This window comes from Bradyrhizobium sp. AUGA SZCCT0182 (genome assembly GCF_018130185.1).
In the GTDB taxonomy this organism is placed as follows: domain Bacteria; phylum Pseudomonadota; class Alphaproteobacteria; order Rhizobiales; family Xanthobacteraceae; genus Bradyrhizobium.
Genome location: NZ_JAFCLY010000007.1, coordinates 178730 through 203621, shown reverse-complemented (window position 1 = coordinate 203621; position 24892 = coordinate 178730). Strand labels below are relative to the sequence as shown.

General features: G+C 62.7%; 24 protein-coding genes. 12 read left to right on the top strand and 12 right to left on the bottom strand.

The window, feature by feature from the left end; translation table 11 throughout:
* Positions 1-82: 82 nt before the first annotated feature.
* From JQ611_RS10925 to JQ611_RS10915, 3 genes are read right to left on the bottom strand one after another with little or no spacing between them, the layout of a single operon-like run.
* On the bottom strand, positions 83-835 hold the full coding sequence (locus JQ611_RS10925) for a polysaccharide deacetylase family protein (protein WP_249133071.1): 753 nt from the start codon (positions 833-835) through the stop codon (positions 83-85).
* 2 nt (positions 836-837) lie between these two features.
* Entirely contained in the window at positions 838-1644 is an 807-nt protein-coding gene (locus JQ611_RS10920) for a bifunctional 2-polyprenyl-6-hydroxyphenol methylase/3-demethylubiquinol 3-O-methyltransferase UbiG (protein WP_212262937.1), read from the bottom strand.
* Positions 1645-1650: 6 nt separating this feature from the next.
* The gene (locus tag JQ611_RS10915; RefSeq protein ID WP_212465431.1) at positions 1651-3090 is read right to left on the bottom strand and encodes a lipopolysaccharide biosynthesis protein; all 1440 of its coding nucleotides are present in this window, start codon (positions 3088-3090) and stop codon (positions 1651-1653) included.
* Positions 3091-3604: 514 nt separating this feature from the next.
* Between JQ611_RS10915 and JQ611_RS10910 the strand changes: the two genes are divergently transcribed.
* From JQ611_RS10910 to JQ611_RS42695, 4 genes are all read left to right on the top strand, one after another.
* On the top strand, positions 3605-5500 hold the full coding sequence (locus tag JQ611_RS10910) for an acyltransferase family protein (RefSeq protein WP_212465430.1): 1896 nt from the start codon (positions 3605-3607) through the stop codon (positions 5498-5500).
* Positions 5487-6506, top strand: coding sequence for a glycoside hydrolase family 26 protein (locus JQ611_RS10905; RefSeq protein ID WP_212465429.1), 1020 nt, complete (start codon positions 5487-5489; stop codon positions 6504-6506). The genes JQ611_RS10910 and JQ611_RS10905 overlap by 14 nt, the downstream gene beginning before the upstream one ends.
* A gap of 169 nt (positions 6507-6675) precedes the next feature.
* On the top strand, positions 6676-7677 hold the full coding sequence (locus JQ611_RS10900) for a glycosyltransferase family 2 protein (protein ID WP_212465428.1): 1002 nt from the start codon (positions 6676-6678) through the stop codon (positions 7675-7677).
* A complete protein-coding gene (locus tag JQ611_RS42695; RefSeq protein WP_212389153.1) occupies positions 7674-8987 on the top strand; it encodes an O-antigen ligase in 1314 nt (437 codons plus the stop codon). The genes JQ611_RS10900 and JQ611_RS42695 overlap by 4 nt, the downstream gene beginning before the upstream one ends.
* A gap of 66 nt (positions 8988-9053) precedes the next feature.
* Here the strand turns inward: JQ611_RS42695 and JQ611_RS10890 are convergent, their stop codons facing one another.
* Positions 9054-10145: a glycosyltransferase gene (locus tag JQ611_RS10890; protein ID WP_212465427.1), complete on the bottom strand. Its 1092-nt coding sequence runs from the start codon at positions 10143-10145 to the stop codon at positions 9054-9056.
* 262 nt (positions 10146-10407) lie between these two features.
* On the opposite strand from JQ611_RS10890, the gene JQ611_RS10885 reads away from it, so the two are divergent.
* Together JQ611_RS10885 and JQ611_RS10880 are read left to right on the top strand one after the other, a co-directional pair.
* Positions 10408-11358, top strand: coding sequence for a hypothetical protein (locus JQ611_RS10885; RefSeq protein ID WP_212465426.1), 951 nt, complete (start codon positions 10408-10410; stop codon positions 11356-11358).
* A 13-nt stretch (positions 11359-11371) separates the two neighbouring features.
* Positions 11372-12568, top strand: a complete 1197-nt coding sequence (locus JQ611_RS10880; RefSeq protein ID WP_212465425.1) for a GNAT family N-acetyltransferase — start codon at positions 11372-11374, stop codon at positions 12566-12568.
* A gap of 134 nt (positions 12569-12702) precedes the next feature.
* Here the strand turns inward: JQ611_RS10880 and JQ611_RS10875 are convergent, their stop codons facing one another.
* Positions 12703-13014 carry a hypothetical protein gene (locus JQ611_RS10875; protein WP_212262928.1) on the bottom strand — a complete coding sequence of 104 codons (312 nt, stop codon included), beginning with the start codon at positions 13012-13014 and terminating at the stop codon, positions 12703-12705.
* Positions 13015-13080: 66 nt separating this feature from the next.
* On the opposite strand from JQ611_RS10875, the gene JQ611_RS10870 reads away from it, so the two are divergent.
* Complete coding sequence (locus JQ611_RS10870) at positions 13081-13935, top strand: protein-L-isoaspartate O-methyltransferase (protein ID WP_212465424.1); 855 nt, start codon at positions 13081-13083, stop codon at positions 13933-13935.
* Positions 13936-13970: 35 nt separating this feature from the next.
* On the opposite strand, the gene JQ611_RS10865 is transcribed toward JQ611_RS10870, so the two are convergent.
* From JQ611_RS10865 to JQ611_RS10850, 4 genes are all read right to left on the bottom strand, one after another.
* Positions 13971-14165 (bottom strand): hypothetical protein, encoded by a 195-nt coding sequence (locus tag JQ611_RS10865; protein ID WP_212465450.1) that lies wholly within the window; start codon positions 14163-14165, stop codon positions 13971-13973.
* An 18-nt stretch (positions 14166-14183) separates the two neighbouring features.
* The gene (wrbA, locus tag JQ611_RS10860) at positions 14184-14783 is read right to left on the bottom strand and encodes an NAD(P)H:quinone oxidoreductase (protein WP_212262926.1); all 600 of its coding nucleotides are present in this window, start codon (positions 14781-14783) and stop codon (positions 14184-14186) included.
* A gap of 186 nt (positions 14784-14969) precedes the next feature.
* Positions 14970-15668, bottom strand: a complete 699-nt coding sequence (locus JQ611_RS10855; RefSeq protein WP_212262925.1) for a pirin family protein — start codon at positions 15666-15668, stop codon at positions 14970-14972.
* Between the two features lie 70 nt (positions 15669-15738).
* The gene (locus JQ611_RS10850) at positions 15739-16491 is read right to left on the bottom strand and encodes an SDR family NAD(P)-dependent oxidoreductase (RefSeq protein ID WP_212465423.1); all 753 of its coding nucleotides are present in this window, start codon (positions 16489-16491) and stop codon (positions 15739-15741) included.
* 276 nt (positions 16492-16767) lie between these two features.
* On the opposite strand from JQ611_RS10850, the gene JQ611_RS10845 reads away from it, so the two are divergent.
* The 3 genes from JQ611_RS10845 (at position 16768) to JQ611_RS10835 (ending at position 19826) form a co-directional block, all read left to right on the top strand.
* Positions 16768-17622: a hypothetical protein gene (locus tag JQ611_RS10845; protein WP_212465422.1), complete on the top strand. Its 855-nt coding sequence runs from the start codon at positions 16768-16770 to the stop codon at positions 17620-17622.
* A gap of 41 nt (positions 17623-17663) precedes the next feature.
* Positions 17664-18575 (top strand): LysR family transcriptional regulator, encoded by a 912-nt coding sequence (locus JQ611_RS10840; RefSeq protein WP_212465421.1) that lies wholly within the window; start codon positions 17664-17666, stop codon positions 18573-18575.
* Positions 18576-18836: 261 nt separating this feature from the next.
* Complete coding sequence (locus JQ611_RS10835) at positions 18837-19826, top strand: tripartite tricarboxylate transporter substrate binding protein (RefSeq protein ID WP_212262922.1); 990 nt, start codon at positions 18837-18839, stop codon at positions 19824-19826.
* A gap of 9 nt (positions 19827-19835) precedes the next feature.
* Here JQ611_RS10835 and JQ611_RS10830 read toward each other — a convergent pair whose 3' ends face one another.
* Both JQ611_RS10830 and JQ611_RS10825 read right to left on the bottom strand, forming a co-directional pair.
* Positions 19836-20963, bottom strand: a complete 1128-nt coding sequence (locus tag JQ611_RS10830; protein WP_212465420.1) for an autotransporter outer membrane beta-barrel domain-containing protein — start codon at positions 20961-20963, stop codon at positions 19836-19838.
* Positions 20947-22458 carry a hypothetical protein gene (locus tag JQ611_RS10825; RefSeq protein WP_212465419.1) on the bottom strand — a complete coding sequence of 504 codons (1512 nt, stop codon included), beginning with the start codon at positions 22456-22458 and terminating at the stop codon, positions 20947-20949. The genes JQ611_RS10830 and JQ611_RS10825 overlap by 17 nt, the downstream gene beginning before the upstream one ends.
* Before the next feature lie 169 nt (positions 22459-22627).
* Here JQ611_RS10825 and JQ611_RS10820 point away from each other — a divergent pair, with 169 nt between their 5' ends.
* The gene (locus JQ611_RS10820; RefSeq protein ID WP_249133070.1) at positions 22628-23725 is read left to right on the top strand and encodes an AraC family transcriptional regulator; all 1098 of its coding nucleotides are present in this window, start codon (positions 22628-22630) and stop codon (positions 23723-23725) included.
* A gap of 239 nt (positions 23726-23964) precedes the next feature.
* Entirely contained in the window at positions 23965-24333 is a 369-nt protein-coding gene (locus tag JQ611_RS10815; RefSeq protein ID WP_212262919.1) for a hypothetical protein, read from the top strand.
* Here JQ611_RS10815 and JQ611_RS10810 read toward each other — a convergent pair.
* On the bottom strand, positions 24330-24815 hold the full coding sequence (locus JQ611_RS10810) for a YbaK/EbsC family protein (RefSeq protein ID WP_212389144.1): 486 nt from the start codon (positions 24813-24815) through the stop codon (positions 24330-24332). The two genes, JQ611_RS10815 and JQ611_RS10810, sit on opposite strands and share 4 nt — an antisense overlap.
* Positions 24816-24892: the final 77 nt, after the last annotated feature.

The window sequence follows — 24892 nt, the reverse complement described above, 5'->3', positions numbered from 1 at the left end:
GACTTCAACGCGCCAAAAACGCAACAGGGAAAATTAACCATACTCATTGAGGGACTATTCACCGAAATGGCAAACAAAGCGTTTATGCGCGGGCGCATCGCAATGCCTCCGCCATTGTCATAGCCGGGATTTTCCGGCGCGCCGCCGCCTCGAGGGCGTGGTTGAGCAGCGCTGGTGAGCAACCCCAGGGGCTCGGCCGTTCAGCGACGTCGTGGCCGTAGAAAATTAACCATCCGTTATTGGTTTCCGCCTCGTCGTACATGCGTTCGATCCCGGCGCGGTCCATCTGGCCATCGATCAGCGGCACGGCGCGAAGAAGCTGTAAATCGACTGTGCCGCTGTTGATGCCAGGTTCGATGCTGCGGCAGGTCTGGAACTGATCCTTGAGCTGGTTCTTCCGTCCAACCGATCCCAATCCGTAAGGATAGGCAAAAGTCTCGGTTTCGATCGAGGCGTCCAGCGCGCGGAGGTAGCCGCGGTTTCGCATGATTTCGTTGGCAAGGGCGGCCACGTCGAGATCGCTGGCGCGCCGGTGCGAGAATGTATGACAGCCGATTTCGTGGCCACGGCGATGTAGGGAAAGCAGGTCGTCGGCGTCGCCCGTCGGCCATTCCCGCGTTTCGCCGCCAATCAGGCCTCCCGATACATAGAAGGTGCCCCGCGCGCCGTGTGTTTCGAGCAGATCCGCGCCTGTCGTCGCCGCGCTTTTCGGGAGATCGTCAAAGGTAAAGCTGACCATCGGCGTGGTATTGCGCATCTGGAAGGAATTGGCGTGCAGATACATCGCCAGCCGGTGGCTGACTTTCGCTTTTGCCTCTGAGAACATCGCGTTCATTCTCAGCGCTTCCTCAAGATCACGTGGTAGTCGCCGTGCCGCACGTCGGTCTTGCCGGGCAGGAAGACGTTCATCACCTTGGCGGCCGCGTCGATCAGGCTCGCGAACAGCGGCTTGCGCCGGCGCATCTCCGGATAGCGCGGGCTCTCATACTGCTTGCAATAGATCATCTGCAGGCCGTGCTTGTCGGCGAAGGCATCCAGGTTCGCCAGCGTGACAAGCGGATGAAAATGAGTCGGGAACGGCGCGCAGCCGGGCAGGCCGGCGTTCTTGTCGCCGCGGATATGGCGGTAGAACCAGACATGGAACCAGTGCGGCGAATATTTGGTGACGACGCCGGACAGCGACCCTGGATTCGGTGCGCCGATCAGGATCAATCCGTCGGCCTTTAGCGACTGGCAGAAGCCAAGCAGCGCCGCTTCGACGTCGGGCACATGCTCGATCACGTTGTAGCAGATCACGAGATCGAAACTGTCGGGCGCGAAGCGATAGGTCTGGATATCGCCGAGAATCGTTTCCTGCGCGTAATCATTGTTGCGGATCTGGTCTTCGTCGATATCGACCACGGTGACGTGGGCACGCTTCAGCACGCTGAGCGGCAGGAAGCTGGTCGAGCCGCCGCCGGCCTCATAGATTTTAAGGCCGGTCGCGGGCAGTTTCGCCTCGAGAATGCTGTGAACCGTCAGCAGGCTCTGCCGGGCCTCGCCGGGCGGCAGTTCAAGCAGCGACTGCGGATGCAGCGCGGCCGGCTTGTCGGCGGCGTCAGTGAAAGCCGAATGAAGGGGATCGAGGGCAAATGTCTTGGTCATTTGTTCTTATCCGTTGATGTTTGCGAATTTGGCCCGGAACATCGCGAAGCCGGTTTTCAGGCGGCCGCGAATCCGGGAGATGTCGAACAGCCAGCACAAGGCGGCGTAGGTGATGAGTCCTGCGCTCGCCAGCACGGCGCAGGCAGTCAGATCGGCGACGTGCAGGTTTCTGTCGAGCGCAGCGACGGTCAACGCCATGATCAGTCCGGCGATCATGATCAGCGCCAGCCGGCCGAGCGGCAGCGGGACCTTGAATGCAAAGCGGCTGAGGATCAGCGCACAGGTGAATCCAATTACGTCGGCGCCGAGCCGCGCCCAGGCCGCGCCGACCGTGCCGTAATGGCTGACCAGGACGTAGGACAGGATCACATTGGCCGCGATGATCGAAGCCGTATTGATCAGATAAAACGAGTTGCGCCCGGAGAGCAGGAAGCTGGCGTGCAGATATTGCTGGGTCAGGATCTGGAAGACCACGGCTACCGCGATGATCGGCATGGTCTGCGCCGCCAACTCGCGGAAGTCCGGTCCGAGAATGATGTTGGCGACATGGGCGGAAATGACCGCGAAGCCGAGGCAGGCCGGCAGCGTGATGCTGAGCAGCAACTCGACGCAATCGGAAAGATGCGACCGGACCGCCGCATCGCCCTTGCTGGCGTGAATCTGAACCGCCATCGGAAAGAATGCCGCGGCAGCGCTCATGGCCGGCATCATCAGGGTCTGCCGGACCAGATCGAGCGCGGCGACATATTTGCCGGCGTCCGCTGCGCCCACCAGATTGGCGATCATGAAGCGATCGGTGACGCTGGAAATCGCGAGCAGGGTAAGTGAAAGGGTGAGGGGCAGGCCGGTCTTCGCCAGCGCTGCAAGGCCGGTACCGTCGAATTTGACCTTGGTGCCGCGCCAGGCGGTGCGCGACTGGACCAGCACCGCAAGCAGGTAGGCGAGCGCGGACGACAGCAGCAGCAGGAAGCCGCTCGGGCTGACAAGTGCTACGACCGCACCGAGGCCGAGCACGGCAACGGCGCGGACCAGCGTGGCCTTCATGACCGAAAGTGCCATCAGCCGGGCGCGAACCAGATCCTGGGTCAGTTCGAACAGCCCGATCGCGACGGAAAGCACGACCGCCGCCAGCGCGGCATTCGTATCCAGTCCAACCAGTCGTCCCAGGACATAGGCGATCGGCGCGGTGAGGCAGCAGATCAGGTAACCCGAGATCACGCGGCCGCGCACATCGGGGCCGTCGTCGCGGGCGTGTCCGCTCAGAATGAGATTACGAAACCAGCCGACGAGGAAAACGCTGATGACGGACGCAAAACCGATGCCCAGCAGATAGACGCCATAATCATGCGGCGAGAACAGCCGCGTGAAAATGAACACGCTCAATAGGCCCAGCAATGCCGAGAGGATATTGGCAGTCAGGTTGATGCTGGCTTGTCCGATCAGCATGGCGCTGCGAGCCCCGCGGGCTTGCCCGTGACTCCGCGCCCGACCATGGCGTCGCACGACGCTACTCGGTTGATGTCGGAAATCTCGTTGGCGATGACGTTCAAGGCGGGCGCTTTCTGGACTCGGAATCCCTTTGCCAGACCATTTAGCAAGATCGGTGCCGGACGGTTCCGCTAACGGTCGCGGCGATTTGATGTGGTTAATTCTGCGTTTCGTTCACCGTCGCAAGCGGGTTAACCGCTCGCGCTAACCACGATGCAAGCGCAATTCGTGCGCGAAGCGGCGCTTTTGCGAAGCTTGCCCGGATATTGCAGAGCACGATTCCGCATCGCCGATGTTCATCGCCATGAGTGTTACCCATGACAGATTGCCCGCTGTTCCAATCCAATTTCCCGCTGCCCGCGGAGGTCGCCGAGGCATCAACCCGTTTCGGCACACCTGGACTGTCCAGAGTGTCCGTTTTTGAAACGGTGAGGGGCGGTCGCGGTTACGGCAGCGTCGCGAGGGCTCGGCAATGAAGTACCGCGCTGATATCGACGGGCTGCGGGCCCTCGCTGTGGTTCCGGTGGTTCTTTACCATGTCGGTGTACCCGGATTCGCAGGCGGCTTCGTCGGCGTCGACATCTTCTTTGTCATCTCGGGTTATCTGATCTGCGGCATGATCGATGCGGATATCCGCAACGGATCGTTCTCGCTCGGAAATTTCTACAAGCGCCGGATCCTGCGAATTCTGCCGGCGCTGTTTGTGATGTTCCTGGTGACAAGCATTTTTGCCTACATCTATTTGCTGCCGGCCGAACTGATCGGCTATTCCAAGAGTCTTGCCAGCGCCATTGGCTCGATTTCCAACGCCTATTTTGCCCAGACCGCCGGATATTTCGATGCGCCGGCCGAAACAAAGCCTCTGCTGCATACCTGGTCGCTTAGCGTGGAGGAGCAGTTCTATTTCATCGCGCCGTTGTTGATGCTGTTTGTCTATCGCTGGGTCCCGAAGGGCGCCAAATTTTTGTTCGCGGTTGTCGCTGTGCTGTCGTTTGCCGCTGCCATCGCCATGAGCACGAGAAATCTCACCTTTACATTCTATCTCACGCCTTTCCGCGCCTGGGAGTTGGCGCTGGGTGCGATGCTGGCGGTCAAATTTATCCCGGTGCCGGAAACCAGATTCTGGAAGAACATTTGCGGCGGAGCCGGGCTGCTACTGCTGCTCGGCGTGATCCTGCTTGGATCGGCATCAGTGCCGCTTCTCCTGATGACGTCGCTCGCCTGCCTCGGCGCGGTGCTGGTGATCGCTTCCAGCGAGAGCGGGGCATCGATGGCCGGACGATTGCTGTCGCTGCCGCCTCTCGTAGCGATCGGGCTGCTATCCTATTCGCTCTATTTGTGGCATTGGCCGCTGATCGTGTTCCAGCGCACCGACATGGTGTTCGGCGCGGAATCGGCAGCATCGACCAAACTGACGTTGATCACGCTGTCAGTGGGGCTCGCCTATCTGTCGTGGAAATTGGTCGAACTGCCGTTCCGTTCGATGGCGCGGGAGACATCGAAGGGGGCCGTCTTCGGCGCCGCATCAGCCGCGATCGGCTCGACGTTCGCGCTGTGCGCGCTGGTATTCTTCGCGAGCGGCGCGCCATACCGCTTTCCGCAACGCGTCGTGGATATCGGAGCTTATCTTGCCTACGATTCGTCCGCCGCGTTCCGGACCGGACGCTGCTTCATATCGGCCAACCGCCAGCGATTCGACGCCGAAACCTGCCTGAAACTGGATCCGGCGCGGCCGAACTATCTGCTCATTGGCGACAGCCATGCTGCGCACCTCTGGTCCGGGCTGTCCGTCGCCATGCCGCAGGTGAATATCCTGCAGGCAACGGCAAGCGAATGCCGCCCGGCTGTTCCGGCGGGGGCTCGGGTCGAAATGAAAGCCTGTCGCGATCTGATGGAACTCGCGTTCAATGATTTCCTCGTCAACAACCATGTCGACAAGGTCATTCTCTCCGCGTCATGGAAGGATGAGGATCTGCCGAACCTGTCGGCCACGCTGGATACCCTGAAATCCAGAGGGACCGATGTCATCGTGCTTGGACCGATCGTCGAATACGATGCCCCTCTGCCGCGGCTCCTGATCGACGGGATTTTGCGCGACCATCCGTCCCTTGCCAGCACAAGGCGCACACCCGGAATTCGCGAGCGCGATCTCGCCATGGGCGCTTTGGTAAAGGCTCGCGGCGCGACCTATTCATCCGTCTACGATGCGGTCTGCCGGGATGGTCGTTGCGACGAGTTCGTCGAAGCCGATATTCCGATGCAGTTCGACGCGGGCCATCTCACCGACAAGGGCGCAGCCGAGGTCGGCCGAAGGCTGTCTGCTGTCTTCGGCAACAAATTGACAAGGACGTCTAATGTTTCGAACTGACCGCCCCGCGCCTCGCCGCCGGGTGGGCCTCAAGCGCCTGGTATTTTTCCTGGTGGCCTTTGTCTTGAGCCTGCTGTTGCTGGCCCGCGTCGACACCAACGCCGCTCCGCGCGTCAATTCGAGTCCTGTCAATTCGAGTCCTGTCAATTCGAGTCCTGCAAAATTTGCCGGCGCGTTCGTCGATTGGGGTCCCGTTGGGCGCGAGCATACCCTGCAGACCTGGGAAAAATGGCTGAAACAACCGCCATCGTCGGTGGTGGGCGTTGATTTCTACGGCCAGGCGAATTGGGAAGACTTCCATAAACTGACCTGGGTTCCCGGCATCTGGAAGAAGCTCAACCCGTCGCGGAATGTCGTCTGGTCGGTGCCGCTGACCGTTCCGGGAACGCCGCTCGCCGACGTCGCCAACGGCTTGCACGACGGTGAGTTCGAAGCGGCGGCGCGTGCGATCGCCGATGCGCAGCCAAGGGCGATCATCCGTCTCGGCTGGGAGATGAATCTGTCCCAGATGGCGTGGTTCGCCAAGGATCATGAAGCCGATTACATCGCGGCGTTCCGGCGCGTGGTCGGAATCTTCCGGCGCCACTCCAGCGAGTTCAAATATGATTGGTGTCCGGGATGGGGAACGCAGGATACGCCGGCGGACCTAGCCTATCCGGGCGACGATGTCGTCGACTACATCGGTCTGGATATCTACGATTTCAAACATGAGGGCTCGCCGGAAGAGCGTTGGAACGCTTTCTATCTCAAGGCTCCGTTTGGCCTGGAATGGCACCGCGACTTTGCCGCCAGGCATGGCAAGCAGATGAGCTATCCCGAATGGGGCGTCGGCAATTTCGGCGACAATCCATACTTCATTCAGCAGATGCACGACTGGTTCGTGAAGCATCGGAACAACATCGCTTACGCGGCCTATTTCGACGTCGACGGATTGTGGCCCACGCGGATCTCCAACGGGCAGTTTCCCAAATCCCAGAAGCTGTTCGGCAAGCTGTTCAGCCGCTGAGCCCGGAGCCTGAACCTGATTTAATTCAAACTTAACCCCGTCCATTAACCGTCGGGAACAATTCGGCACCATCAGGCATCCTGTCGGACCGGATATTGCAGCAATGCTCTTGTATCGTCTGGACCCATAGCAAACGTCATGCGCCAGAGTTTGAACGGATTGCCCGCCGATGGAAACCGCTGACACCATGCCGAACGCTGCCCGCGCCCTGGCGGCGATCTCGCCGGCCCTCGATCCTGCATCGATCGGGATCGTCGTCTGCATTCCCTGCTTTCGCCGGCCGCAGCATCTGCGGCAGACACTGGAATCGCTGGCCAGCCAGCGCACCGGCCACCGCTTTGCGGTGGTCATGGTCGAGAACGATGCGTTGCGGAGCGAGAGCGTTCCGGTTGCGACCGAATTCCTGGCATCGAACAAGTTCCCCGGTCTCTGCGTGGTCGAGCCGCGCCAGGGCAATTGCCATGCGATCAACGCCGCGTTTGAGACGGCGCTGGCAACCTTCCCGGCAGCGGCAAGTTTCCTCATGATCGACGATGACGAAATTGCCTCGCCGGACTGGCTGGAGCGCATGATATTGACGGCCGAAGCCACCGGGGCCGACATCGTCGGCGGGCCGGTCATGCCCGACTTCGATGACGCGCGAAAGCGCGGGCTGCGTCGTCATCCGGCCTTCGCCCCGGCCTACGACACGTCAGGGCCGGTTCCGGTGATTTATGGCTGCGGCAATTGCCTGATCAGGCGCTCGGTGTTCGAGCGCGTCGATGCCCCGGCGTTCGATCTGCGTTTCAATTTCCTCGGCGGCGGCGACACCGATTTCTTTTACCGCTGCCTCCGCCTTGGCATGCGCTTTCACTGGGTGGCGGAGGCCACGATCAGCGAGACGGTGCCACCGAGCCGGACCAAGCTGAGCTGGCTGATCAGCCGCGGCCTGCGGATCGGCGCGATCAATTATCACGTCCAGCGCAAGGCGACGCCGACACTCTGGCTGCGCGCCAGGCTGACGCTCAAATTGCTGGCGGCGTTTCCGCTGTCGTTTCTCCAGGCCGCGCGGGCTGCCCTGATCGAGCGCGACCGCATCATTGCGATGCATCCCATGACGGTAGCGATCGGTAGCGTGCTGGCGGCCGTCGGCATCGAACCTCAACCCTACAAGGCCTCGAAGATCACGTGAGCCAACTCGCCATCACGTCTCAGCTTCGTATCGTCGCAGGAGGGGTTTGGCGGCAGCAAGTGCTGGATGTCGTCCGCTGCGCCGCGTTCGTCGGAGCGCTGGTGCTGGCATGGATTTCCTTGCGGCCGTTCGCCGATCTCGGCGAAATACAAATCGGTGAAGTCAGTACCGGCAATGAGGCGCCGACCTATCTGGTGTTCGGCGGCCTTGCAGTGCTGATGATTGTGCTCGCGGCGCGTAACAACATGCGCGGGTTGGCGACTTTGCTGACGCCATCGTTCCTGCTGTTTGCCGGATGGGTCTGTGTGACGGTGGTTTTGTCGGTCGATCCTGCCACGTCGATGCGGCGGTTTGTTTTGACGGCGTGCGTTATCGCTGTGACGTCGACCATGCTGCTGCTGCCGAAATCGCAAAGCGAATTGATGCGGTTCCTCAGCATCGCGGCGCTGATCCTGCTCGCGGTCTGTTACCTCGGAATCCTGCTGGCGCCGCAATTTGCGATCCATCAGGCAACCGACCCGCAGGAGCCGCTTCTTGCCGGCGACTGGCGCGGTGCCTTCGGTCACAAGAACGTGGCCGCCGGCGTGATGGCGATGCTGCTGTTCCTGGGGATCTACATCGCGCGTTCCGGCGCACTTCTGTCCGGCGCGGTCATTATCGGCCTTAGTTCGTTGTTTCTGTTTCATGCCGCCGGCAAGAGTTCGCTGACGCTGTGCTTCGCCGTGCTGCTTTTGACCTCGCTTACTTCTGTGTTTCGCTCGTTCTGGGTGCGGGCGATCCTGCTCCTGACGCCGCTGCTGTTGCTGAACATGCTCAGCGTCGGCACCGTCATGAGCGATGGCCTGGCTGCGGTCGCCAAGCTGCTGCCGCTGGATTCGACCTTCACCGGCCGTACCGACATCTGGAATTTCGCGCTGGACGCGCTGCGGCAGCGGCTGGCAACCGGCTATGGCTTCGTCGCTTTCTGGGGCAGCAAGGCGTTCGAGGATTTGCCAGCGGGCAAGGAATGGGCCGCGTTCGCGGCACACAGCCACAATGGTTATCTCGATACCGCGCTCGGCATGGGCCTGCCCGGACTGATCCTGCTCATCGTGGTGCTGGTGATCGTGCCGCTCCGGAATTTCCAGCAAGCCGATCAGGGCGGCAATAACGGTCCGCTGGCGATGGCGCTGTTGCGCATCTGGCTGTTCGGACTTTACTTGTCGGCGATGGAGAGCTTCTTCCTCGACCGCGCCGATCCCCTGTGGTTCACCTTCCTGGTGGCGGTGTTCGGCTTGCACTTTCTGGCGCGATTTCGCGTCCGGGAGTGAGGCGCAAAGCGTTTTCCAGCGAAGTGGGCACCGGTTCGCGTCAAGAAAACGCGTCAAATCAAGAATCTAGAGCTGCGCGCGAACCGCGCTCGCGACGTCCTGCCACCACCCATCGAAGTCGAACGCGGCTTGCACCGGCGGCCGTTTCAGCGCGGCAACGATGCCATCGGCGTAGGCGTCCGCGCTCGATCCCCGCGGCACGAGCACGATGGCGCCGCGATCGATCAATTCCTTGAAGCGCAGATGATGGTCGAATTCGTCAGGCATCTCGGGGCCGGTTACGATCAGCGGCCGGCCGGCCTGCACGCAGGCAAGAACGCTGGAGCGGCGCGCAGTGAGACCTTCATCGAGCGGATAACAGAACCCGTCGACCGCGCCGAACAGCCCGAACACCTCGTGATCGGAGGCGACAAAACCGGATACGATCACATCATCGGCGATCCCGAGTTCCGCGGCGCGGGCGTGGAATTCCTCCTCGACGTTGTCGGTGCCGCGGATGAAGGAGCCGACATAGACGACTAGCGGCCTCAGCCCACGCTGCTTCAGGATCGCGCCGATCTCCAGCAGCGCATTGGGTTGCTTGGCCGGATAGATCGAACCGAAATGACCGATCACCAGCCGTCCATCCTGCCTTGCAGCCGTGAGACGCCGGCGCAATTCCGAATCCGCCATCCCTGCAGGCGCCTCGATGTTCGGCGGCAGCGGGGCCAGCACGAGTTTTTTCGCGGTCCAGCCCACCAGGGAATCCTCGGCGAGTTCCCGTCGCACCAGCGGCGAGAACATGACGATGGTGTTGGCGAGCACGAGAGCCGGGATATAGGTGATCCGGCGCAGCCAATGCAGCCCGGCCCATTCGTGCTGAATCAGGACAGTTTTGCGCCGGCGCAGCCGCGCCATGGCCATCGCCAGCAGCGGCGCGAACATCACGCGCTTCCAGGCCACGATCGGAAAGTTGCAGACCACGCTCCGTGCGGAGCCGACGGCGCGCCAGATATCGGTGAATGACCCTTCCGATCGCGTCAGGGTTAACGTCGTGCAGCTGCCGGGTTCAGCCTTTTCGATCCACTCTCCCAGCAATCGCGTGAATTGCCCGACGCCGCACTGCATTTGCGGTCCCGCGCCGAGAAACAGCGCCCGATATTGCGGTTCTGAAGCCATCGTGGGGATCGCCGGTGCTTTCTAAGGTAGACCAGCGTTAGCCATACATCCCAGACATTATCGTCCGGTAAGCGGGTGCGACACCCCTGCGGCATCCTTCTTGCCAGTTAGAGCGTGAAGGTTGTCCGGCCGTCTCATAACGGGACATCGGATGATCGACGGCGTGGCAGCCATCTGAGATTTCGGGACAGCGTGCAGGACGCAAGCCGGAATCGGTCGTCATCCGGGCGAAAAAAAATATTTGGTCAAAAGGAGTTGGACGATGGCAGCAGATCGCATTTTCAGCAATTGGGACGACACCCATTCGGTGCTGTGGGGACACGCACCCATCCGGCTTGCGCACAACATGCACAAGTCGCCGTTGTTCTCGATGGATCATCTTGCCGAACTGATCGAGCACTATCCGCGCGAGCACTACAGCCTGATGCAGACCGGCGTGAAGGAAGGCAAGCGTATTTGGCGGCAGGGCGATATCGGCAATTTCAGCGGTCGTCAGGTCATCGACGCGATTTCCAGGGGCGACCTTTGGCTCAACCTGCGCATGGTTTCGGATATCGACTCCCGCTACAGCGACCTGCTGGCCCAGATGTTCACCGAAATCGGCGAGAAGGTCCCGCACTTCGCGCTGCCGCACCAATACAACGCCGGCATTCTGATCTCGGCGCCGAAGGCGCAGGTTCACTACCACGCCGATCTTCCCGGCCAGAGCCTGATTCAAATCGCCGGCCGCAAGCGCGTCCATATCTATCCGTCGAACCCTCCCTTCGTGACTCCGAAGAACCTCGAGGACATCCAGCTGTTCGAGCTCGAACTCGATATGCCCTATCATGAATGGTACGATCGCTATGCGACCGTGCTCGATCTCGAGCCCGGGCAGATGCTGAACTGGCCGCTGAACGCGCCGCATCGCGTCGACAATCTCGGCACCGTCAACATCTCCATGACGGTGGGTTACGAGAATGAAGAGATCAGGCGGACAAGGATCGTCAATCTGGCCAACGGTCTGTTGCGCAATCGCTTCGGATATACGCCCAAGAGCCGCTCGCTCAAGGGTCCGGCGTTCTGGGGCAAGGCGGTGATGCAGAAGGCGTTGCGCAACACTTCCTGGGTCAAGCGCGAGCGCAAGGCGCGCAACGAGATCGAATTCCGGCTCGACCACGACCATCCCGAGCAGGTGGTCAATCTTTCCAACGATCTTTCCAAGGCGGCATGAAGGCGGCTTGATCGTGACGACACTGACGAACGACGCAGCACGGCACGTGGGGCGGAACCGCACGTCGCAGGTTGCGGCGTTCTCCGTGGATTTCGACAATTGGGATACCGTCGCAGGTAACTGGGACGGTGCGTATCGTCGTGGACAGGCGACCATCTTCCAGCACGGAAAGTGGCTCGCAGCATGGTATGGCGCGTTCGCCGGACAGCCCGGTATCGAGCCACTCATTGCAACCGTCAGGGATCGTGCGACAGGGGAAGTCGCACTGCTTCTGCCGCTGATCAGGCGCAAGCTGAAGCGCATTTGCGTCGTGGAGTTCGCCGACCTCGAACTGACCGATTACAATGCGCCGCTGCTTGGTCCGGCCGCGCCGCGCGAACCTAAGGCGGCAGCCATCCTGTGGCGCGAGCTGCGGCTGGCGTTGCGCCGGCTGCCTGGCGGCGCTGATCTCATTCGATTCAAGAAAATGCCGCTCGATCTGCAGGGCGGGTCCAACCCGCTGGCGATGCTGGATGGAGCCGGTCCGTGCTCGCTGAACGGTAATCTCGTCACCACAGGCGAGGATTTCGATCAGTACAAGCGTTCGCTCAAGCGCGACGTCCGCAGGGTTCTCGAACGGAGCTGGCGCGCGTTTACGGCGTATCCTGCCGCTACATTCAAGATTGCAGGAGAGGACGACGAAGCCTTGCGCGTTCTTGCCGCCCTGGATGCGCAACAGAGCGCCCGCATGCAGCATCTCGGAGTGAACTTCGTTCTCGGCGACGGGGCCTGTGCCGATTTCTATCGAAACCTCGTGCGTGATGGCGTCGGCGATGGCTATGCCGTGTTGTCGGCGCTGACGGTTGGCGAGGAAGTCGTCGCGACCTTGCTCGGCGTTCGTAGCGGCCCGCGCTATGTCATGCTGCGGGTCAGCAATGCCGGCGACAAATGGTCGGCTTGTTCGCCGGGCCGGCTGGTCATCGAACGTACCATGGCCGCCTTGCACAGGGACGGCGTGCGCGAGTTCGATTTCAGCGTGGGCGACTATGACTATAAACGGCGTTTTGGCGTGACGCCGCTGCCGCTGGTCGACATCAGCGCCGCCTTGAGCCTGCGCGGATTGCCTTACGCATTGCGCGACCGCGCCGCGCGCGAGTTGCGCAAGCATCCGAAGCTCGGCGCCTATCTGAAGCGGGCGCCCGCTAAACCCTCGCCGCGCGAAGAGAACTGATGCGCTGTGGCAAGAACGCCACGCTCGTGCAAATCTGTCACACTCGGCAGGATTGTGCGGCTGTTCTACCTGTGTTCGCAAGAGTTCATGATCGCGTTTACGGCAGCGGCGTATGCTGATGGTCGGGTCAAGGGCTACAGCTGAATGCTTCCGTGGGGAGTGCCGACATGCCAGCCTATATCCACCATCACGACGACATCGAGCCGGCTTTCGTCATTTGTCCGAGCTGCATCGGGATTCCGATGTTTGTAAGGGACGTCGAGCCGCATTGGAGCATGGCGAAGATCGACTTCACCTTTGAATGCGCCGACTGCGGCGCCGAAGTTCGCCAGACCATGGTCAAGCCACAATTGCAGCATTAGCGCCGTTTCATTCCGATTGGACTTGGAACGCATATCGCGATCCCGTTTCGCCGTGATGGCGGCGCTTCCCGGCTTTTTGCCCATCGTGCGGAGCTTCCTGCATGCGACAGCCTCGAATAGGATCGAGCATCGCAATGCCGGAAGTTGATCATGCAAGAGCGGTCGGAAAATCTGCATTCATTCTACGCCAGCCTTGTCTGCGCCGCAGCCAAGGTCCGGGATTCCCGGATTGAACAGGCCTTTCGCGCGGTAAAGCGTGAACCGTTTGTGGGGCCGGGGCCCTGGCTGATCACGCTCGGCGCGCATGATTACGTGACGACCCCGAATGATGATCCGGCATTTATCTATCAAAATACACTGGTCGCGCTGGATAGCGCGCAACGTCTCAATATCGGAATGCCCAGCGCTCATGCCTACTGGCTCGGTGCCTGCGAATTAAAGGAAGGCGAGATTGTCCTGCAGGTCGGCGTGGGTACGGGGTACTACACAGCTATCCTCGCACAACTCGTCGGACCGAGTGGTCAGGTGCACGCCTATGAGATTGACGAAGGCCTGGCGGATCGCGCGCGCGGCAATCTGAAAGACCTGCCACAGGTAAATGTTCAGTCTAAATCGGGCATTGCGGCGGATTTGCCGAAAGCGGATTTGATCTACGTTTGTGCCGGTGCAGCCCAACCAGCCAAAGTGTGGCTCGATGCATTGCGTCCCGGTGGCCGGCTGTTGTTTCCGCTGGCGCCCGAAGGCGTGCTGGGAGGGATGCTGTTGGTCAAACGTCCCAGTCAGAGCGCGGCTTGGCCAGCGAAGTTCTTTGGCCGGGCCCAGTTCATCGGCTGTGTCGGCCTTCAGGACGAGGATGCCGGCCGCCGTTTGACGGAGACGTTTCTGCACGGCTGGGAACTCGTGCGGTCTCTCCGGCTCGATAACGCCGTCAATGATACCTGCTGGTTTGCGGGCGATGGCTGGTGGCTTTCAACGGCAGAAGCCAGCGCTGTCCACGAGAATTGATCCGCGCCTGGACCTGCCGCAGCGTCCCGCCGATTTCACGATTTAGTGCATTCCGGGCAGCGCCGCTGCCCGCGCGAGGCGCGGTAGAGACTGCGGCACCACCAGCGCCGTGCAATCGCCTGCAGCGGACGGCGCACCAGTTGAGCCATAAAGAGAAATTCGACCATCGCTAAATCCATCGTCCCTGATGGATAGCTAGGGCGGCAATCCAGAATGAGAATGCCGCCCATCTCGCATCAGCCATGCAGTTAGCTATGGAGTTTCTTGGCGGTCTCCGCGATCGCGCGTCCTTGATAGCGCGCGCCGGCGAGCTCGTTGTCGCTCGGCTGACGGCTGCCGTCGCCGCCGGTGATCGTGGTGGCGCCATAGGGCGCGCCGCCGGTGACTTCATCGAGCTTCATCTGGCCGGCAAAGCCATAGTTGAGGCCGACGATCGTCATGCCAAAGTGCAAGAGGTTGGTGATGATGGAAAACAGCGTGGTCTCCTGGCCGCCATGTTGCGTGGCGGTCGCGGTGAAGGCGCCGCCGACCTTGCCGTGCAGGGCGCCCTTGGCCCAGAGACCGCCGGCCTGATCGAGAAAATTCGCCATCTGCGAGGCCATCCGGCCGAAGCGGGTGCCGGTGCCGACGATGATGGCGTCGTAATTGGCAAGTTCTTCGACCTTGGCGACGGGGGCCGCCTGATCGATCTTGTAATGCGAAGCCTTGGCGATCTCGGCGGGCACCAGTTCGGGCACGCGCTTGATATCGACGGTGGCGCCGGCTTCGCGCGCGCCCTCCGCGATGGCGTTCGCCATCGCCTCGATGTGACCGTAAGCGGAGTAATAGAGCACGAGTACTTTGGCCATGATGGCTCTCCTGAGTTTGTCGGTGGGTTGTTGATTGGGAGGTTGTCATTGCCGGGCATAGCCGTCTGAAGGACGGCGTCGCTTCCGCTCGCCTATACCCGGCAATCCATCGTCTTCGAAAGATTCTCGCGAAGCGGGATGGATGCGCGGGTCAAGCCCGCGCATGACGAGTTGTGTGTTTGGCGCCTACGCCGCGTCGACCAGCACCAGTTCGGAATCTTCCAGTGCCGTAATGGTCAGCCTGGCCTCATCGCGGATCGCGGCACCATCGCGGGCGTTGACGCGCACGCCGTTGACTTCGATGCTACCGGCTGCCGGCACCAGATACAGATGCCGCGTCTTGCCGGCTTCGTATTCCGCGCTCTCGCCGGCCTTCAGCGTGGTGGCGAGCACGCGGGCGTCGGCGCGGATCGGCAGCGCATCCTTGTCGCCGGCAATACCGCTGGCGATGGTGACGAGCTTGCCGGAACGGTCCGACTTCGGAAACGGTTTGGCGCCCCAGGTCGGCTGGCCACCCTTGGTGGTCGGCTCGATCCAGATCTGGAAGATCCGGGTGTTGGTCGGCTCCAGATTGTACTCGGCATGACGAATGCCGGATCCCGCGCTCATCACCTGCACGTCGCCGGCTTCAGTACGGCCTTTGTTGCCAAGCGAGTCCTGATGGGTGATCGCGCCTTCGCGCACATAGGTGATGATTTCCATGTTGGCATGGGGATGGGCGGGAAAGCCGGTGTTGGGGGCGATCTCATCATCATTCCACACCCGCAGCGAGCCGTGACCCATATTGTCGGGGTCATAATGGCTGCCGAAGGAGAAGTGATGCTTTGCCTTCAGCCAGCCGTGGTCGGCGCCGCCGAGTTTTGCGAAGGGTCTGAGTTCGATCATGGGAATATTCCTTTGAAAGTGTTTGCGGGGGCCAGGCGCAACGCGCCCGGCCTCTGTTGGTTGGATTGGATCAGGCGCCGAAGCCGCCATCGACGTTGAGCACGGTGCCGGTCACGAACGACGCGTCCGGGCTGGTGAGGAACACGACGCCGGCCGCGATCTCTTCGGCGGTGCCGTAGCGTTGCAGCGCGTGCTGCGTGCGCTGGGCTTCGGCGAAGTCGCCGCCGTCCTTCGGGTTCATGTCGGTATCGATCGAGCCCGGCTGCAGCACGTTCACGGTGATGCCGCGGGGGCCGAGGTCGCGCGATGCGCCCTTGCTGTAGCCGACGATCGCTGCCTTGGTGGCGGCGTAGTCGGCGAGGCCCGGGAACGAGGCGCGGGTCGCAATGCCCGAACCGATGGTGACGATGCGTCCGCCTTCGCCCATCAGCTTCGAGGCAGCGCGGATCGCGGTGACCACGCCATGCACATTGATCGCGTCCTGGCGCGCCAGTGCCGCGGTGTCGGCGTTGGCATCATCGACTGCGCCGCTGACGGCGACGCCGGCATTGTTGACGAGAATGTCGAGCCGGCCGAAGTGCTTGGCGACGTCATTCACCAATTGCTCGACCTCGAGAGACGAAGCCTGGTCGGCCTTGAAGGCGCGAGCTTCGACACCCCTGGCTTTCAGTTCCTCGACGACGGCTTCGGCCTTGTCAGGGGAGGCGACATAGCTGATGGCGACGTTGGCGCCTTGATCCGCGAGGGCGCGGGCGCTGGCCGCGCCGATACCGCGCGAGCCGCCGGTGACGAGGGCAACCTTGCCCGAAAGTTTCTTGGCCATTGGATTTCTCCGTCGCTTGAATTCCGATGGCCATTGGATAGGCCTCCCGATGTGGTATAGAAATAGAAACTATTGAAACACATTGTTTCTAGTTATGATCTAATGGAAAGACCGCCTGTGCCGGACATCCATATTTTCGACCGCCCAAGCCGCGGAATCGGCCTCCTGGACCGAACCGCCGGGCGGGTTGCCCAGACTGATGCCAAGTCACTCGGGCGCGAGCCACCGGGGGAGGGGCATGGCACCGTCATTCGGCGCCGTATGGAGGAGTTGCGCATGAACGCCGTTCGCCGCGGAGTATTGGGATTGATGGGAGCGCTGCTAGTGGCGGGACCGTCAGACGCTGGCGGCCGGAAGCCGGCCTCGTCCGGTCAGGATGCCGCTGCGAAAGCGCGGCGATTGGCGGTGAAACCTCGCCACGTTGTTTGCTTCCTCGGCGCTGCGAACGGCCTGGCGAAGCTGTCGGACGCGGCTTCAATGGCGATCCGCGATTTCGCCACCGGCTTCAGCATCGACCACACCTATTCCCAGGACAAACCGGATCCGCGCATGAGCCGCTCGTTTGGGGTTTCCTGGGATCGCGTGCATCCCAATGCCCGCTCCAGCGCCGATGAGGACGCGGTGGAAAATCACCAATCGGTGCTGTACGTGCTGGGCCCGTCCATGACGTCGGAAACCACCATGGTCGTTTCCACCGGCGCCCTGATGCTCGTCCACCAGGTCATCAAGGCGGGGGCCACCGCCGTCAAGGGCGAGAGCGCCGGTGTCGCGCACGGCCTCGTCAGGTGGAACGAACTCATCCTTCAGGCCAGTGCCGCGCTGAAATCCGATGATGACTTCGCGTTGCGCCGCGTTTGCCGCCGGGCATTTGCCAAACGGCCGCTGGCCTCGGACGATTATCTGGAAAGCGTCGGTTTTCACCTCACCGGATTGCCCGAAGTGTTTGTGCCGAAGTCCCATGGCAGTGAACGCGAAGCCGTCGCGACCATGGATGCGGTCGCTGACGAGATCGCGCGGCAAGGACTGGAGGCAACGCTCAAGTCGCGGCGCGCCAAACTGTCCTTCGAGTCCGATTACGCGGAAGGCGATTTCAAATTCAATCCGTATGGTATCGTCAAGCTTGCATCCTGATTTCGGGCGAGGCTCGAATCCGATCTGACAAGGCGGGCCGAATGGCGAAGCTCCCGGATTTCGAAGCGCTCGCGATTTTTGCAAAGGTCGTGGAATTGCGGTCGTTTGCGGCGGCCGCAACCGAACTCGCGCTGTCCAAGGCCACGGTATCGAAGGCGGTGAGCCGGCTCGAGCAACGGCTCGGCGCGCGGCTGTTCAACCGCACCTCGCGGCGGCTAGCGCTGACCGATGCCGGCCAAAAACTGGCCGAACGCGCGACGCAGCTTCTGATCGACGGCGAGGCGGCAGAGAGCGAGACGTTGTCGCAATCGATGGCGCCGCGCGGGCTGGTGCGGCTCGCGGTGCCGATGACGTTCGGGGTCAAGGCGGTGGCGCCGCTATTGCCGGAATTCCTGAGCCAGTATCCGGAAGTCTCGATCGACCTGCATCTCAGCGACGCGACGGTGGATCTGATCGGCGAGGGCTTTGATGCCGGCCTGCGCATCGCGCGGCTGCCTGATTCTTCCCTGATCGCACGGCGGCTCTGCGCGATGCCGCGCTACACGGTGGCCGCGCCGGCCTATCTCAAGCGCCACGGCCGGCCGACGCATCCGATGCATCTCTCCCAGCACAGATGCTTCGGCTACGCCTATCTCTCGACGCCCGGCGTCTGGCACTACACCAACGCCGTTGGCGAGCAGGCCAGCGTGCGCCCGGCCGGGCAGCTTCGCGTCAACAATGGCGAGGCGGTGTTGCCGTCGGTGATTGCCGGGCTCGGCATCGCCGATCTGCCCGACTTCATCGTCGGCGATGCAATCGCCTCCGGCGAGGTCGAGGTGATCCTCAAGGGCTGGAAGCAGCCGGAAGGCGCGGTGCATCTGGTGACACCCCCCGGCGGCCCGCGCCCTGCCCGCGTCGAGGTGCTGGCGGAGTTTCTGATGAAGCATTTTGCCAAGGGGAAGAAGCGGACGTAGCGTTCACCCTCCCCTGGAGGGGGAGGGTCGTCGAGCACCGTGCGAAGCACGATGCTCGGCGGGGTGGGGTGATGTCTCAACTCGGGCACTGTTCGAGGGGAGAGACCTTCACCCCACCCCGTCTCACATTTCGCTACGCTCCATGTGAGTCGACCCTCCCCCTCCAGGGGAGGGTGAAAAAGAGCAGGCCCCTCGCAACGTCAGCAGCTTCACGCTAGGCTACCCCCAATAACCAAAACAATAACTCCGGGGGAAATGCCGATGAATCGCCGCGAACTTCTCAAAGCCGCCGCCGTGCTGCCGCTCGCGCAATCTGCGCTCTCGAATGCAGCCTTCGCGCAAGCCGCGTACCCCTCGCGCAACATCACCATGATCGTGCCGTTTCCGCCTGGCGGCCAGGCTGATCTCGCGGCGCGGCCGGTGGCGCAGGCGCTGGAAAAAATCCTCGGCAAGCCTGTGCTGGTCGACAATCGCGCCGGTGGCGGCGGCGGATCGGTCGGCAATGCGGCGGCGGCGCGCGCCGAACCAGACGGCTACACATTGTTGATGACGCTGTCGTCGCTGGCGGTGCTGCCGGAAGCCGACCGGCTGTTCGACCGCCCGGTGGCCTACGAAGTCTCGCAATTCGCGCCGGTCGCGCGCGTGCTGGCCGACCCCACGCTGCTGGCGGTGCCGGCCTCGGCGCCATGGAAGACGCTGCAGGATTTCGTCGATGACGCCAAAAAGCGTCCCGGCCAGATTCCTTACGGCTCGTCGGGCCCCTACGGTACGCTGCATGTGGCGATGGAAATGTTCGCGGCGAGCGCCGGCATCAAACTGCTGCACGTGCCGTTTCGCGGCGCCGCACCTGCGTTGACCGCGCTGCTCAGCGGCACGGTGCAGGCGGTGGCCTCGGCGCCGGGCACGCTGAAGCAGCAGGTCGACGACGGCAAGATGCGCGTGCTCGCGAACTGGGGCGCCGCGCGCATCGCAAGCTTTCCCGATCTGCCAACCTTCCAGGAACTCGGCTACAAGGACGTCGAGTTCTACATCTGGGCGGGATTGTTCGCGCAGAGCGCGCTGCCGGCGCCGATCATGACGCAGTTGCGCGGCGCGATGGCGCAGGCGGTGAAGGCGCCCGAGGTGATCAGGACCTTCGAGACCGCGGGCAGTCCGGTCGCCTACATGGACGCGCCGGAATTTGCAAAGTTCGTCACCGACGACAGCGCGCGGCTGGTCGCCGCGGTGAAGAAGATCGGCAAGGTGGAATAGGGGCCTGCCTCAGAATTCGCAGCGGATTGCGCCCCGCAATGTGTGCCGGTCAAGGCCCGGTGCGAACGCGCCCTCGTAGGAGGCCTTGAAAGACGTCGTGGCCGTGAGGTCCCACCGCGCCTCGACGCCGGTGAGCGCAGTGGTGCGGGCGCGTTCGACGCCGCTGATCGCGAATTGAATTCCTGGCGCGCCTTCGAAGGCCGCAAGCATGCCTGGCGCGTTGCCGGAAAACTCATGCCGCGCGCCGAGCGTGACGCCGAATTGCGCCGGAAGGCCATTCGCCATCACGGTTTGATGCGTCAAGCGCAGACCCGCGGTGCCGAACAGCGCGTCGAAGCCACCGGCCTGTACGCTCTGGTTCACGCCGGGTGCGCCGGTTTCGCTGAAGCCGTTCTGCCTCGTCGCATACCAGTCGAGGTTGGCAAAGGGCTCGGCCTTGAAGCCGCCGAACTGGAACGGCCGCGCGATGCCGAACGTGGCGGCAAGCGTGTTGGCACGGGACTGGCCGGCGGCGGTTTCTCCCAGGAACGAGATCGTGCGCGAGGATTCGAGCGCCGCGAAGGAATAGCTGATGGCCGATGCGACGTTGAACCCGAAGCTCTCGCCGCGCGCATAGAACCCGGCGTGGCCGGCATTGGCATCGATCCGTTCGGCGCGAACAGCCGACCGGATCTTGCCGGTCGATGCGCCGACTGCGAGGCCGGCCGTGAACCCGAGGCTGTTCCACAGATCGACACCGAGTGCGGCGCCGCCGATGCTAGTGTTGGTACCGAAGGCGATGTCGGTCGCGGCCACCCTGTCCCAATTGCCATAGCCGCCGAACCACACGCTCTGCGCCGGTGCGGCGCGGCGCGCGGCAAGCGCCTTGCCGATCGGGTCTGTCGGCTCCGGCGCGTAGGAAGACACCGACATCCGCACGGTCTCGCCGCGCGACTGGGTACCGGCGTTCCACATGAAATTCTGGAAGGCGCCGGCTTGATCGGTGGTGAAGCGGCGCCCATCGGCGTGAATTTGTCCGGCGAGATCGTCGAAACCGGCCTTGATGCTGAGCGTGTTGAGCGCGGCGAGCGTGTTGATGGCGGTGGAGAGTGGCCCGGACACACCGCCGAGTTGCGTCTGGTCAAGCGCGCCAGCCACGGCGGCCTGGAGTCAAGCCAGACATCGACAGCGACAGCGTGCTGAAGCCTGCGATCTGCTGCAGCGTGAAATAGACATTGTTGGCGTCGTAGCTGAGCTGCCCCGACACCAGCGGCGCGGTCAGCGGCGCCAGCGATGCGAAGGTCCCGGTGACGCCGCCGGCCGCGGTGACGATCGTATATTGCGTGTTGGCGAGAAAGCCCGTGCCGAGCGGCACGATCTGCACGGTGCCGCCATTGAGGGTCGCAGTGCCGGTCGCGGCGATCTTGTCGGATTGTCCGGCGGCGTTGATTTCGACCTGATACGAGCCGGCGTTGAAGGTGACATTGCCGTTGACGTTGATGGTGCCGATTGAATTGCCGGGCGCGACCGTACCGAAGTTGTTGACGACGAGACCGCCGATCGTGCCGCTGCCGCCGAGATACCCGCCATGGACGGTGACGACGGATGGCAATGTGCCGTTCACGATCAGGCCGCCGGCTTCCACCGTCGTTGCGCCGTTGAAGGCGGTGGTGCCGGTCAGCGTCCAGACCGACGTGCCGGTTTTCCGCAGCAGTTCGAACTCATCATACTGCAGGCCGGTGCCGAGATTGCCGAGGTTGAACGTCGCGCTTCCGTTACCGCCAAATCCCAGCGTGTCGGTGCCGGTACCGCCAAATACAAGCCCGGTGATGGCGGATCCTGGCGCCAGCGTGAGCGAGTCCGCGCCACCCGACAAATTGATCGCGGTGCTGCCGCCGCCCGTGATCGTGCCCGAATTGAAGACGGTGTCGATGCCGGTCGATCCCGTGATTCCCACAGCGACGGTCCCGGAAATCGTACCGGCATTGTTGATCGTGTTGCCGCCGGCGCTGAGAAAAATGCCGTCAAAGCCGATGACGGATCCGCCAGCGAGCACATTGATTGAGTTTGAAGTCGATGTCCCGCCAACATATGCACCTTGCGCGCTGATGGCGTTACCGAACACAGTGCCGCCGACGTTGATGGTGTTGTTGCTGGAATCGAGAACGCCAATGGCAGGCCCGCCGATGCTCGTGGTCGCGACAAGCCCTCCGGCTGCAATCGATATCGTGTTGCTGGCGGAGCCGTTGAGGATCAGGATTCCACTGCTGCCGGCGTGCTGAATCGTTCCCTGATCATTGACATTCACCTGCGATGAGGAAGTGTTTGACAGACTAACCGCAGAAAAGGCGGCGGCTGGCGTAAGCGAAGCCGGGGCGCCTCCCGTGCCGATATCGACCGTGACATTGGTCCTGCCCATAGCGTTGATGTTATCGGTGTTGCCCAGGCCGGTGCAGGTCGCCACGTCGCCGGAGTCAAGTGCGCCGATGGCGCCGGTGCCGGCCACCGTACAGGCGGCGCGCGCCGGGCCGGGTGCCAGCGCGAGCAGTCCCCCGAACAGGAGCGGCGCCAGCGCGGTGGTGACGAGCAGCCTGTTGCGCAAGTCATTCGGCATCACGGCGTTCTGGGCGCGGTCCTGTATTCCAGTCGGCATCGACAATTCCTTCGTTGCAGTATCTGAACTGCTAGCGGGAACGTCGCGGCGCTTCTTGGAGCCGGGCGAAACGCATTATGGCTGAAGGCGCAGGACGCTGGTTTGTGCCGGCCTGTTGCGGCGATGACACGGACGGCCGGGCCGGCGGCGCGACGCGTTGCCGCACCGAATGGACTACAGCGCAAATTTCCATGGCCTGGCGCGCAACTATGCTGGAAGCGCGTTGCGCCGGGCAGCCAACGCGATATTGGTGTTCCGTTACATGAGCCTGGAGACGCGCGCGCTTATGGCGGCCGACAGCGAATCGATCCGCGGCGCGCCGCGCCTCGGCTATACCGGCGACCCGCATGGGCCTGCCTATGACGCCTGGCGGGAGGAGTTTTGCCGCCGCGTGATGTGCGGCGATGTCGCGCCGCTCGCGGCCGGGCTCGTGCGATGCGACGTGACCGCGGTGCCGCTGCCGGGCCTCAAGATGTCGGGGGCAGCAGGCTCGCCGATGCAGTTCGTCGCGACCGGCGCCGACCGCGACAGCGCGCTCGCCTTCGTGCTGGCCACGGGCGCGCCGATGCGCATCACGGTCGGCGGCCGGTCGGTCGATCTTGAACCGATGGGCACCGGCCTTGCCGATGCGGCGCATGAAGGTGCCGACGTCTCGCAGCTGGCCGAAGGGCGCTTCAAGTCACTGTTCATCGAGCGCCGGATGCTGCTCGCCTACTGTCCCGATGCGGAAGATCGCATTGCGCGGCCGCTCGCGCCAAACCCCGCGCTCGCGGCGATGCTGCACCAATATTACGACCTCGCGGTTCAGCATGCCCCGGGTCTCGACGCGCTGGCGCAGAGTGCCGTCTCGCAGCATCTTCTGGACCTGGTTGTCCTGATGCTGGGGACAGGACGCGACGAGACCGAACTCGCGAAAGACCGCGGCCTTGCGGCGGCTCGCCTGGAAGCGATCAAGGCCGACATTCTGTCGCGCCTCGGCGACGGCAGGCTCACGCTCGCCGACCTCGCGCAGCGCCACCGCGCCAGCCCGCGCGCCATACAGATGCTGTTCGAGCGCGCTGGTACCACGTTTCCGGAATTCGTTCTGGAGCAGCGGCTGATGCGGGCGGCACGGCTGCTGCGCGATCCGCTGCGCCGGGCGAGCAAGATCAGCGATATTGCCTATCTCTCCGGCTTCAACGATGTCTCGTATTTTCACCGGTCGTTTCGCCGGCGTTTTGGCATGACGCCGCTGGACGCGAAAATGCGGCGCTCGGAAAAAGAGTAGCAAGCTAGCGGTCCCTGTCCTGCATCACATGGCGATGCGACGTCGCGCAGTCGGGGCGCTCATGACGCGCTTTCCTCGACTGGTCGCCGCGGCGAGGGACATCGGAGGCGGAGTAGGGAACTCCATTCACATTGTTTTGTCTGAGCGAACGTTGGGTGGCCGCATTCATTGGAGAGTGTTTTGGGAGCGGTGCGAGTTGGAACCCGTATCGCCACACCACTCGAATGAAAGGACCGGACATGAAACGAGCGGACCCGGCCGTGCCACGCATCGGGCTCAGCCTTGCCCTCGCGATCGGAAGCGTTGGCGCCCTGCAATCAACAGCATTCGCCCAGGAATATAGGGGAACCTGGGAACAACAGATGGCCTGCACCCCCGACGTATGGCGACTGTGCAGCGATCAGGTTCCGGATGTCAGCCGGATCGTGACGTGTTTGCGGCAGAATACGCCGCAGCTCTCGAACAATTGCCGCGCCGTATTCGAATCGCAGGCGAATGCGCAACAGCCACCGGCCGGCCGGGCGCCACAACAGCAAATCGCGCCGCGCGGCCGTGCAGCGCCACTGGTACAGCCCCAGCCGCCGAGACCCTACGACGACGACGATTAGGCCGTCGCTTCGCTTTCGGTTCTGACCTCGCAGACATCGACCCATTCGGCCGAGGTCAGTTCCGCCATGCGCGTGGGTGTGATGCGCACCGCGCTGTGCGTTGAGCCCGCCGCGGGAACCACGACATCGAACGCCTTCAACGACACGTCGCAGTAGACCGGAAGCGGCGTCTTCAGTCCGAACGGACAGACGCCGCCGACTTCATGGCCGGTGATCTCGGCGACCTCGTCGAGCCCGAGCATCTTCGGCTTGCCGCCGAACAGCGCTTTCACCTTCTTGTTGTCCATCCGCGAGGTGCCGGCGGCCACGATCAAAACTACGCGTTCGCCGATCCGCAAACTGAGCGTCTTGGCGATCCGCGCCGGCTCGACACCATACGCCTCGGCCGCGAGCGCGACCGTTGCCGAACTCATGGTGGATTCGATCACCGAAATTTCAGGCGCCTTCTCGGCAAAGAAGGCGCGGACGGATTCAAGGCTCATGGGTCAGGACTTTCGGGTAGAGCGTTTTCCAGCGAAGTGGACACCGGTTCGCGTCAAGAAAACGCGTCTAATCAAGA